Source organism: Faecalispora jeddahensis, from assembly GCF_000577335.1.
Taxonomy (GTDB): domain Bacteria; phylum Bacillota; class Clostridia; order Oscillospirales; family Acutalibacteraceae; genus Faecalispora; species Faecalispora jeddahensis.
Map to the genome: position 1 here is coordinate 1 of NZ_CBYL010000065.1, position 12073 is coordinate 12073.

The window sequence follows — 12073 nt, forward strand, 5'->3', positions numbered from 1 at the left end:
TTGGTGACGAGATTGCTGGTGCAACCGCCGCTAATATCGCTACTAAGGTTTGGTATTCCGTAGCTAACGATGCTACTTGGGCAGCAGCAACTACGACCGAGTACACGGCGCCTACTGGTTTTAAGAAAGTTTTGGATTCTGATAAAATTGAGCTCAAAGGCACCAAAGCTTTTGAAAAGCTGACGGTTAATGATGACAGTTTTACTCTGAAGACAAAGTATAAGACCGATAAGGATCTGGCAAAGGTTGGCAGCGATACCTTGAAGGTTAAGTTGTATAATACAACTGCCCCTGCTAAGTATGATTCCAGCTTTACAGACACGAAAGTTTCTGTTGCGAAGAAGTGGAAAGCAACTGGCGCTACTTCTTATGAAATCAACAGAATGAGCGGCGGCACATATCTTGCTCCTGCCGGTACAAACTGGGAGAAGAAAGATTGGAGCGAAACCAAAAAGGGCGCCAATATCATTTCTGTTGCTTCCTACGATGAAATCTCTGCCAGTGGCGCAACCGTGACCGTGAAGGACGGTTCCGTTAACAAGATTTCCGCAAAAGACATCGTTGTGGAAAAAGGTTCTACCGGCGATTTGAATCCTTCCAACTCTGTTTCTGTTGAAGAAGCTTCTGTTGGTACCATTAAAAACGACGATGCAGTTTCTGTTACCATTGAAAGTGGTAAGGTCAAGGAAATCAATACGAAAGATGCAAAGGTTACAATCAACGGCGGTACTATTTCCGGTGATGTCGTTGGTGATACTGTTGAGATCGATGCAGAAGATGACGATATTAATACCGTTATCGGCGGCAAAGTCACAGCAAAAAATGATGTTCCTGATATCACCATTGATTCTTCCAGCGACGCGACCGTTGAAGTAAAGGGCACCATTAAGGGCTTAGTTACTCTGTCCGGTGAAAATGTAACAGTTGCTACTGTTGATGCTGATTACAAGAATGAGACTACCTTTGATGGCTTTACCGGCAGCATTAAGACGCTGGCAAATGCTAAAGAGGGCGTTGTTGTTAAGGAAGATTCTACAGTTTCTCTGACTGGCAAACTGGTTACAGACAGTGTGGAAGTTGAGGAAGATTCCAAGCTGAACGTAACAGAAGCTACCATTGGCAGCATCACCGGTGAAGGTCTGTTCGGTTTTGTTGCTGGCAAGCTTCAGGTTAATGACGACATTGATTACAGCACCAAGCTGGTCATTAACGATGGTTTGGCCGTAAATGCTACTGCTTTCACTTCTGATGAAGGCACAATTGACGGTTCGGATCTGAACACTCTGGGCTTTACTCTGGAGACCAAATCCTCCAGCAAAACTACTGACAAGCACGTCATTAAGTCCGTACAGTTTGCTGGTGTGAAGTTTGACAAGACGGATCTGGTTATTGCAAAAGGCCATTCCGACACTGTAACAGTTGCTAATTATCCTGCTGGCACTGCTCTTCCGGCTGACTACTCCATCGAGTGGGATGTTGATGTAAACGATGATTATATCTCCGTTACCACCGAGGGCAATGTAGCTACCGTAAAGGCTCTGGATTATAGCACGGATCGTGCAGTTGACAATCAGGGTACTATTACTGCTACTGTTATTGATAAAGATGGCAATGTGGTAGAAGAGTTGCTCGAAGCTTCTGTCAACGTAACTGCAATTGAGAAGCCCCAGTCCACTGTAACCCTGGATACCACTAAGCCTGTTACCGTTGGCACAGGCGCTGTGTATCAGTATATCGCGAAGTCCTCCACTGCGGCTGTTCTGTCCGCTACTTCTTCCGATACTCAGATCGCAACTGTTGAGCTGTTCAACGCTGCTGATCCCCGCGGCTACAAGTTCCAGGTTAAAGGTGTTGCTGAGGGTACCGCTACCATCACCACAACTGATGCTAACGGCGCTACCGCTACTCTGACTGTGAACGTAGTTAAGGTAGATGGCACTCTGAGAGCTGACACCACCACTTACACCTTTGCTCCTGGCAAAGTGTACGATGTGAAATTCTCCACTACCGGCACAACTGCTGTTCCGGTTGTTACCGTAAATGGTAAGGTTGTTTCCATCGCTCCCCGTGGCAACGGCGTATACAGAGTAACAGCTCAGAACCCCGGCACTGCTTATGTAGTGGCTACTGTTGGTAACACCCATGTATCCGTTAAGTTTGTTGTCGCCAATGGCGCAGCTTCTGTCGGTGTAAAGGGCAACAACGTTTCCACCCTGAAGTAATTAAGGGTTCATAACGAACTGAATAATTTCTGTTAGCTGTATTTGCGTGGCGGCGGTTTGGACTTCATCTTCCAGACCGCCGCTTTGTGCGTATCTGCGCGAAACGTGACAAAATGAGGGACACGGCAACTGCCGTGTCCCTTTCCTTTGTGCTCGTAGATTGGGTTTCAATCTATGTTTTGTCGTGTTTCATAGAGTTTATCAGACAGAAACTAACTTGGCGCCGGGGTAATACCACTCCAGGATTTGTTTGTAGTTGGAGCCGTGCTGGGCCATATATTCCGCCCCGGCCTGGCTCATTCCCACACCGTGGCCGTAGCCTTTGACAGAAAAGGTGAATTTATCGTTAGCATAAGTGATTGTGTAATTCGCGGAGCGGAGTCCGAATGCCGTGCGAACCTCGCCGCCCTTCACGGTTTTTCCGCCGAGCGTTTGATTCGTTACGGAACCGGAAGCCGTTCGCTCCGCCTTACCAAACCATTTGGAAGGATCGCCGTTCAAAGAGATGCCCCATTGCTTCTGTGATGCCTGCTGCACCTGCTGAGGGGCTAACGTGACGGTGGTGCTATAACCACTCGCGTATAGATCACCGGGGCTCGCAACCGGCACCAGATAGCTGTAATCGCCGCCCCAGATATCTTTGGCAGCTTCCGTGTTGCCGGAAGAGATGGCGTAGTACGTCGCGCAGATCAATTGACCATCGTCTTGCAGCGTCTGCCCGTAAACCGCGTCCGCGACCTTTCCAAGTGTCTGGTAGTAGGTATCGAATTTGCTGCCCCAGCGCTTCTGCATTTCTGCCTTGGTGGTATAGAGCTTCCAGCCGGAAATGTCCGCCGAAAAATCCGCGCCTTTCAAAGAGGCGTCCGGTTTCTCCTTTTGCTGCGCTCTTAGGCGGCTATAATAGGTATAGGCGCTTACCGCCTGCGCTTTGAGGGCTTCGATCGGGCTTTCAGGAGACATCTCTGTCACAACGGCCCCGTAAAGGAATTCCTTGTCGTCAACGGTCAGCACCTCACCGGTAGGTTCATCCAATATCTTAAAAACGGCGGCTGTCTGTGTGCTTTGCGGCGGGCCGGTCGCAGACTGCGGTGCGGACTGGCTGCTTTCCGCCGCAGAAGACGCGGGAGGCCCGGACTCTTTGTCCGGTATCTTTGCGCCCAGCGCGATCAGGGGGATCAGCAGCAGCAGTAAGAATAAAATCATGCACCATGCGGTTTTTCCTTTCATATGGGCTCCTTTCCCCGCAAAGCAGTCACTTGTATTGACTTTGCGGGATGCGTGATATAAAATGGGTCATAGGTTTGAAAGACTGCCAAAACGGGGGACATCGCTGCGCGACCGCCGAACAAGATGAGAAAGGGCCAGAAAGCATGATGAAGAAAATGTGGATCGTATTTGCGGTCGCATGTATTTTGGCGATACCGGTTCGCCTGTATCAGCTGATGAACTTTGTAGACAGTAAGACGGGATTTTTTACGGATGGGAACGTAACAGCGGGGATTGTATCCGCTGCGCTGATTTTGGGCTGCGCGGCGATTCTGTTGCTGTCGCACCGGGAAAAGTCTATTTCGTTTACCTTTGGGGATTTGTCCGGATTTCCGGCTGTGATTTTCGGCGGACTTAGCGGCGCTGCGCTGCTGATTTATTCGCTGCACCAGCTGATGCTGGTCGCCGCCGGGCGTGACACCTGGTACGATGACACACTGGAGCAGCTGCCGATCTGGGTGCAGCATCCGGGCCTTTATGGGGCGCTGGCGCTGCTTGGGGCACTGGCGGCCATCAATTTTCTGGTGCTTACCTGGGGCCTGGCCGTGGGAAGAAATCCCTATGCCGCATTGCCGGCCAGCGCGCTGATCGTACCGCTGTGGTCCTGCCTCGATTTAACGGTGATGTTTGTCAGGTATACCGAAGTGGTCAACACCATCGAGAGCCTGTATTCCATGTTTATGGTGATCTTTTTGCTCCTATGCCTGTTTGCCCAATCGCGATTTTGGGCTGGCGTGGATGACCTGCGCAGCCGCAGACTGATGATTTCTGCCGGTATGTGCTACGGTCTGCTGGCGCTGACCGTTACGGTGCCGAATCTTTTGATGTATGCCATGGGTCGGGGAGCGTTCTGCTCCATGAGTATGGAGAGCAGCGTTTTGTATTTGGTGATAGCACTGTTTTTGCTCGCGCTGAGTGTAAAATTGGCATGTGCGGGGAATGCTGATGCCAGATATGAAAAAAAGAGTTTTAATTAGTTAAATTTTTCCCAAAGTCTTGTAATATTCCCAGAAATCATATAAAATAATGGAAAGACAAGGAAAGCTTTAAATCGATTTTAGGAGGTTGTACTATGTCTATTAAAATTGGCATCAACGGATTTGGCCGCATTGGCCGTCTGGTCTTCCGTGCGGCGGTTGCCCAGCCGGATGTATTCGAGATCGTCGGGATCAACGATCCCTTTATCGACCTGAATTACATGGTGTATATGGTAAAGTATGACACGATGCACGGCAGATTCGAGGGCGAAATCGGTACCCAGGACGGCAAGCTGCTGGTAAACGGCAAAGCGATCAACGTTCACGCGGAGAAAGACCCTGCAAATATTCCGTGGGGTGCTGACGGCGCAGAGTATGTTGTGGAATCCACCGGTGTGTTCGCTACGAAAGAAAAGGCTTCGGCACATATTGCTGCAGGCGCAAAGAAAGTTGTTATTTCCGCCCCTGCCAAAGATGATACCCCCACTTTTGTGTGCGGCGTCAACCTCGATGTTTATACCTCCGATATGACGGTTGTTTCCAACGCGTCCTGCACCACCAACTGCCTGGCTCCACTGGTAAAGGTCATCAACGATAAGTTTGGCGTTGCAGAAGGCCTGATGACGACTGTTCACTCTACTACTGCGACCCAGAAGACCGTAGACGGTCCCTCCGCGAAAGACTGGAGAGGCGGCAGAGCGGCTTCCGGCAATATCATTCCTTCTTCCACGGGCGCGGCGAAGGCTGCGACTCTGGTGATCCCTGAGCTGAAGGGCCGCCTGACCGGTATGTCCTTCCGCGTTCCCACCCTCGATGTGTCTGTGGTTGACCTGACCTGCCGTCTGGAGAAATCCGCCACATACGAAGAGATCTGCACGGCGATCAAGGAAGCCTCCGAAAACGAGATGAAGGGCATTCTGGGCTATACCGAGGATGCAGTTGTTTCCTCCGATTTCCTGGGCGATCCCCGTACCTCCATTTTCGATGCGGAAGCGGGCATCATGCTCAATCCTAACTTTGTCAAGCTGGTTTCCTGGTACGACAACGAGTGGGGCTACAGCAACAAGGTGCTGGATTTGATCAAGCACATGTTCAGTGTCGATCATAAATAAAAACCGCATGGGTAAGCCAAATTTTGATACTACAACAGAATATCGGTGATTGTGTTTTGTTTCTTCTGGTGCGATAAAATCCGCTGAATTGAAACAACGATACAAAAATAAAACCGTTCCTTTTTAGGTTAGTTGTCTAATCTGAAAGGAGCGGTTTTTTTATGTTGTTAGAAGATTTATTAAAGGAGTTTCGGTTCAATTGCGAGTGCAGAAGGCTATCGGCAAAGACAGTTGAGAATTACGAAAAACAAATCCGCTATCTGATTCAGTTTCTCAAAGAAGAATATCAGGTAACGGAACTGGAAGCCGTAAAAACAAATCAACTCAAGGCATTCATGATGTTAAAGTATGAAGCGGGATGCAAACCGGGGTATATCAATGACTTATTAAAGGCTTTCAAGGTATTTTTTCGGTATGCCGTGGATGAGGGCTATACTAAAATTTTAGTAACTGAAAAAGTCAAGAACATGAAGCACCCTAAAACAGTGATACGCACCTTTGACAAATCAGAGATACGCCGTATGCTGGGATGCTATCATGACAATGATTTTCAAAGCATCCGTAACAAAACAATTTTAATACTGTTCTTTGATACAGGAATACGCTTGAATGAGTTAATTCAGTTAAAGGATGGTGATATTCACAGCGACTATCTTTTGATTCATGGCAAAGGAGATAAGGAACGGATTGTGCCGAAAAGTGCGGTTGTGTCAAAATGGCTGGAAAAATATCGCCGAGTCAGAAACCACTATTTTGAATCAGATGTGTTTGAAAGCGTTTTTGTTTCCCGTTATAAGCACCAGCTATCCAAAAGCATCGTTGAAAAGATCGTCAAGGACGCAGGTAAATACGCAGAGGTAAGAAGTGATATTCGTATATCACCTCATACATTGCGGCATACGTTTTGTCAACAACAATTGCGGAATGGGCTTGATATTTACAGTTTGTCCCGCATTATGGGGCATGAATCGATATCCATTACACAACGGTATTTAGAAGGGATTAGAGATAGAGATATTCTTGATACTGCAAAAAACACCAGCACCATCATGAATTTGTAATGCCATAAAACTACAAAGTGTAGTCTGTAAATATTACATGCGTACTGATATTGTTATAGTGGTGATGCGAATGGACAGAAAATTTATCATTCATCCTAAACCAAAAATATCCAGTCAAACGTCGGTAATCTCATTGCGTCTGTCAGATTTGATTATAGATAAGCTTGAAGTCATTGCGAGCAAATCTGGCCATTCAAGAAACGAAATTATTTCCATGTGCATAGAATATGCGCTGAATAATTTAGAAATCAAAGATGAAACCATTGAGGAGGGTAAGTAATTGGAGGGTATTAGAAAAGGTATTGTGGCATTCTCCTGCATTTTGTTGTTGGTGTCAGCGGTTTGTTTCTGGAAGGGGTTTGATTACAAGAATAATTATTATCAAAGCGAAAATTATTCTTCCTTAAACAAGTATGTGTATGTTGGCGGGGATGCCTACAACTACATAATCAACAGCAACTATTTCACTGGGTTTATGGTGCTTGGTTCCTCTGCGGCGCTTGGGGCAATCATGCTTATTTGTATCTCATTAAATCTGCGCTCCAAGGATAGGCATATGGATGGTCTAAAAGCGATCTATGACAGAATAGGTGAAATGCCTAAAGAGAAAAAGTCTGAAATTGATATCATTAAGGTTGACGGGGAGGAGAATATGTATCATGAGCAATCCATTTGAAGAACTACCTAATACCAACTCAGAAAAGAAACTTTCTATTAGCACAATAAAAATGATAATTGTTGTTTTAGTTATTGCTATAGGCATTGTGTTGTTGTTTTTTTCTCATATATCTCCCCGTACTGTCAACAAGGCTTCTTATATGATAGATAATCAGATGAATAATAGCAAAGAAATTCTTAGTCCAACACATCCATATGAAAACGGTACTTATAAAATTGGTGCGGATATGCCAAGCGGAGAATATGTGTTGTTTACTGATAGTTCTGGATATTTCAGTGTTTCAAGTGACAGTAGTGGCAACAGCATACTTTTTAATGGCAATTTTAAGAACAATTCTATTGTAACGGTAAAGAATGGTGAGTATTTAAAGTTGAGCAGGTGCTATGCCGAGCCAATAGCAGACGTTAAATCACTACCAACAGATGGTGAGGGTATGTTTCTTATTGGTGAACATTTAAGTGCAGGTGAATATAAATTGCTGGCAACGGAGAGTGGATATTATTGTATCTATTCGAATAGCCGACATGACGACATCATTGATAATGATAATTTTGAAAACGAAACTTACGTGAAAGTTAGAAATGGACAATATTTATTACTTTCTCGTGCTCGGATTGTTAGTTGAACGGAGAATCAAAATGAAAAAAACTATTTTTACAATTCTACTTGTAATTTCAACAGTATTCTTTTTTACGGCCTGTGGTGAGCGAATGAAGGAAAAGACAGGTGAAGTATCAAAGAACTCTTTTGATCCTGTCATCTCTTCTGTAGAAAAAAGTAATAGCAATCAAAGCTTTATAACTTATGAAGAAGCATGCAGTAGAATTCGGCACTCGTTTTCATCTAATAATATGGAAAATAATGTAGAAGTAGAAGATCTTGAAAATGGGAAAATTTTAATTGCGAATTATTATATTGATTTAAATGTAAATGGCGTTTTGGATAATTACGAAAGTTGGGACATCAGCAAAAAGCAAAGGGTTAGGGAAGAAATTGACTGGGACAATGTTATTTCATCTGTTACTGTTGTAAATAATGATATTATCAAAAATGCCAGATTGGCAAATATAGAACGTACTATATTCATGGTTTCGCAAAAGGGGGATAGTAATCTTTTATATCTTGATTTTGACGACGATGAATTGCGCTATGATTTCTTTGATTAAAAGCTCTATTAGCATCCGCAAGCTGTCTACGGATTGTGAGAGCAACACAGTACAATATTCTTGAGAACTTTCAGAACGAGCTTAATATAAGATAAAATTATTATATTTATGGGGGACATCATGATGGGTATGGCAGATTATACAAGTAAATTTCAAGTGCAGTTTTCAATGAGTGATGCATTCACAGCATGCAAAGAAGCAGTAAGAGATTTGGATAAAATCCAAATTGATAGCGTAAATGAAATAATGCACACAATTACATTAAGTACTGGGAAAACCCTCTTTTCATGGGGGGAAATCATTACTATAACAATTTTGCAATTGAATGAGAATGCTTCTGAAATAGCCATTACTTCTACATGCAAAAATGGAGCATTAGGAAATATGAATGATATGGGCAAAAATCAAAAAAACATAACACAAATTATACAGGCTATTTCTGATGAATTAAGAAAAATAAACGAGTGAAAGAAGAACACAAGAGTTATTTTAACTCACCTTACTGATATTGGTCTTTGTATAGCTCACTATATACCCCAAAGATGATGATCAGAGGTAGCCTTAGTGAGGGAACTTTCAGCCGTGGAAGAAGAAAAATCTTAATTGCTTTAAAATATTTGCGGTAATATCATAATGAAGAGGGAGATTCTATTGAAGAACAAAATTAGAATGGTTTTGTTTTTGATAATATTGGCAGTATGCTTTCTTATTTACAGTCGTGTCAATAATGGCAAAGATACATATGACATGATACACTCTGTTAATTCAACGATGCCAATAACAATTCTTAATCATCCCGGAGCTACATATGAAGAGTTTGATAATACTTTAAAATCAGAAATTTCTCAACGGCTCAATTCGGCAGGAATAAAAAATGAGGTAAATATTTATAGGTCAGATAAGAATTCTACTCTAACGGTGGAAATCTATCCTATGAGTTTTAGTACAAGTAAGTCATTGATTGAATATGAAAAATGGAATTTTGCTAAACAAAAATCATTTAAAGAAAAAATAAAATGGAACAATGTTATTAAGGATACTCGTGAGTTTAGCGAAAACGTCACCAAGGCAGCACGAAATATAAGTATTGAAACAACTTATGTAATAATTGCATCACAAGATACCGCAGATAAACCAATCATGTTGCTAGGATTTACTGATGATATATTACAGTTTGATATTCTTGAATATCAAAGCAGCAGTCATTCTGAAGCAGTAGACAAAATAAAAGCGTGAAAGAAGAACACAGCGAAATTTGAATAATTTTGCTGATAGCCATCCTTAATGGGTGGCTGTTTTTTGCCATAAAAGAAAAATACAATGTGTGAAATGAATCTTTGCATCACATAACAACTCCTTGTACTTATAATATATTTGAATTTCTAATTTTGATTTTGAAATTTATACTCCTGCGCCCTACGCATCCTATGCTCCTACATTATCTAAAATCGTCTGCAAGCGTGAATTAAGATGTACAGGTGAACTCCTCTTATGGTTACCGTTCTATACAAATGGAGCGGCTTACAAGGCCAGTTATAACTTGAATCCAAGTTTTTGAAGATAATTTGGAAAAAAGTCAAAAAATTTTTCCTAAGTTTGGTTTACAAAGCATTTAGTTTATACTATAATTTGTATAGGCAGAGTTTTAAATTGCTATATAATGCGCTTTTGGATTCGCAATCTTTAAAATCAGAATAAAGTATATAAGGATTAAGAATAAATATGAAATATTTATGGGAGGTAATGTTTATATTATAATATGAATATAATCCATAAAAATAAAATAAATTTCTATTTAACTTCACAAATTTTATGCTTGATGATATAATAAGCATCAGGCATCTAATAAGCGAACAAGACACACCTTATCCTTTAATGGTTAGGTGTGTCTTTTTTATATATTGAAAGAAGGTGATAGTCATATGGTAAAACATATATTCAAAAATTAGCATGGGGATTATTTGACATAGCATTTGCTTTACTGATAAGAGCGTGATGAACGTTTAACTTCAATATTGGGCTTGTCGATTTGGTAACCGTGATGCCTTACAAGTATACGTAGACCAATAGAGAAAAATAGAGCCACTGAAATATGTGGCTGAAATTTAGAAATGGAGATTTTAATTTATGGCAAAAACAATTCAAGTTTTTGAAACTAATACTGATACTGGTGAAACGAGACAAGTATTTGTGGAAACAAATGAAACTAAAAATAAAAAGCAAGCCAAAATTGAAAAATACAAAAATGATTTAGCGGAAAAACAAAGAAGATTAAAAGAGTATGGCGCGTTTGTGTGGCTTGTATATAACTGCAACGATACATTGTTTGATAAGATTAAGCCCGCAAATCTAACACGATTGATATACCTGTCTACATATCTCAATTATGAAGGCTATATTGTAGATAACAGTAATTTACGAGCCATAAAAAAAGAAAAAATTAAAGAGATATTAGGAGTAGAGGAAGCGACATTTTGGCGGTTTTGGAAGGAATGCTCGAAAGATTATGACATACTTGTTGAAAGCAATGGAAAAGTGTTTTTTAACGAAGAATATTTTGACAAAGGAAAACTGCCCAAAACAGATGATGATGTAATTAAGCTATATGTTGATGGTATCCGCAGTATTTACAATTCATCTTCAATAAAATCACATAAGCAATTGTCTTACATATTCCGTATTATTCCATGGATCAATCGGCGTTACAATATAGTATGCAATAATCCGTTGGAAACAGATATAAATAAGATTGACTTTATGACGTTAGGTAAGTTTTGTAACATCATCAATTATAAAAAAGAGAATATCAATATATTGAAGAAAGATATGTTAAGCGTGAAAATTGATGGTATGGGATATATGGTCACATTCTTAGTCCGTGGGGCTGATGCAATAAATACGTGGAGAATGACTATAAATCCTAAAATATATTATGCTGGCACAGATTATAGTGATGTATATATAATGTCAAAATTTTAACAATAAAACAAAGAAATATACAGGTATGGTTATTTTTTGATAGTAGCAAAACATTGATGTTTTTTATATTCAATTTGATTTTTGCTTTATATCATCGAATAAAAAATGTGGTTAAATTTTGATAGTATAAATTGACCAATTTATAGTAATTTATAAGGCTTTTCCGCGAATTAGCTCTCTATATCTCTCCATGATGATGATTAACTAATCGGATTTGTCCTTTACAGGAATGATCCAAAATAGATATAGACGGCATCGCCTTACTCACTATCGTTCGTTTAACCGTAAAATAGAAGAGACAATTAAGACGATATATCAGATGGGGTATATTTGAATTAGCAAATAGATGGTAAGGCGGTTCACATAGCTTACAAGCGAAAAAGCGAATACCGCCTGTATCTATTTGATAATGAAAAATTACCGTAGATGAAATAAGAAAGCGAATTAAACATTAAATGAATATATATTAAATGTGTTTTATATACAAGCAATTTAATATTTTTTTTATGGCTGGAAAAAAGAAAAAGAAAGGCGTAGCCTTATTATCCGTTCTTTTATATACCAATAATATAGGTTGGCATAGCAATAACATATAATATTATCATTTACCA

At 41.0% G+C, this 12073-nt stretch carries 12 protein-coding genes; 11 read left to right on the top strand and 1 reads right to left on the bottom strand.

The annotated features are described in order from the left end of the window. On the top strand, nucleotides 1-2222 hold a 2222-nt coding region (locus tag TY09_RS18695), incomplete at its 5' end, for an Ig-like domain-containing protein (protein ID WP_042436565.1). Nucleotides 2223-2423: 201 nt separating this feature from the next. On the opposite strand, the gene spoIID is transcribed toward TY09_RS18695, so the two are convergent. After that, a complete protein-coding gene (gene spoIID, locus TY09_RS16320; RefSeq protein WP_042436546.1) occupies nucleotides 2424-3449 on the bottom strand; it encodes a stage II sporulation protein D in 1026 nt (341 codons plus the stop codon). Nucleotides 3450-3592: 143 nt separating this feature from the next. On the opposite strand from spoIID, the gene TY09_RS16325 reads away from it, so the two are divergent. The 10 genes from TY09_RS16325 to TY09_RS16370 all read left to right on the top strand — a co-directional run bounded on the left by TY09_RS16325 (nucleotide 3593) and on the right by TY09_RS16370 (nucleotide 11462). Further along, a complete protein-coding gene (locus tag TY09_RS16325) occupies nucleotides 3593-4465 on the top strand; it encodes a hypothetical protein (protein ID WP_042436548.1) in 873 nt (290 codons plus the stop codon). Nucleotides 4466-4560: 95 nt separating this feature from the next. Beyond that, nucleotides 4561-5577, top strand: coding sequence for a type I glyceraldehyde-3-phosphate dehydrogenase (gene gap / locus TY09_RS16330; RefSeq protein ID WP_042436550.1), 1017 nt, complete (start codon nucleotides 4561-4563; stop codon nucleotides 5575-5577). A 161-nt stretch (nucleotides 5578-5738) separates the two neighbouring features. Further along, nucleotides 5739-6638 carry a tyrosine-type recombinase/integrase gene (locus TY09_RS16335; protein ID WP_042436552.1) on the top strand — a complete coding sequence of 300 codons (900 nt, stop codon included), beginning with the start codon at nucleotides 5739-5741 and terminating at the stop codon, nucleotides 6636-6638. Nucleotides 6639-6708: 70 nt separating this feature from the next. After that, on the top strand, nucleotides 6709-6918 hold the full coding sequence (locus TY09_RS16340; protein WP_042436554.1) for a hypothetical protein: 210 nt from the start codon (nucleotides 6709-6711) through the stop codon (nucleotides 6916-6918). Then, entirely contained in the window at nucleotides 6919-7314 is a 396-nt protein-coding gene (locus TY09_RS18470) for a hypothetical protein (RefSeq protein ID WP_074432647.1), read from the top strand. It begins immediately after the preceding gene. Beyond that, nucleotides 7298-7942 carry a hypothetical protein gene (locus TY09_RS16350; protein WP_052335740.1) on the top strand — a complete coding sequence of 215 codons (645 nt, stop codon included), beginning with the start codon at nucleotides 7298-7300 and terminating at the stop codon, nucleotides 7940-7942. Before TY09_RS18470 ends, TY09_RS16350 begins: the two co-directional genes overlap by 17 nt. Nucleotides 7943-7955: 13 nt before the next feature. Continuing rightward, nucleotides 7956-8483: a hypothetical protein gene (locus TY09_RS16355; protein WP_042436556.1), complete on the top strand. Its 528-nt coding sequence runs from the start codon at nucleotides 7956-7958 to the stop codon at nucleotides 8481-8483. A gap of 120 nt (nucleotides 8484-8603) precedes the next feature. Next, a complete protein-coding gene (locus TY09_RS16360) occupies nucleotides 8604-8951 on the top strand; it encodes a hypothetical protein (RefSeq protein WP_147584723.1) in 348 nt (115 codons plus the stop codon). A gap of 183 nt (nucleotides 8952-9134) precedes the next feature. Further along, nucleotides 9135-9719: a hypothetical protein gene (locus TY09_RS16365; RefSeq protein ID WP_042436560.1), complete on the top strand. Its 585-nt coding sequence runs from the start codon at nucleotides 9135-9137 to the stop codon at nucleotides 9717-9719. A gap of 891 nt (nucleotides 9720-10610) precedes the next feature. Further along, nucleotides 10611-11462 (top strand): hypothetical protein, encoded by an 852-nt coding sequence (locus TY09_RS16370; RefSeq protein ID WP_042436562.1) that lies wholly within the window; start codon nucleotides 10611-10613, stop codon nucleotides 11460-11462. The last annotated feature ends 611 nt before the right edge of the window (nucleotides 11463-12073 follow it).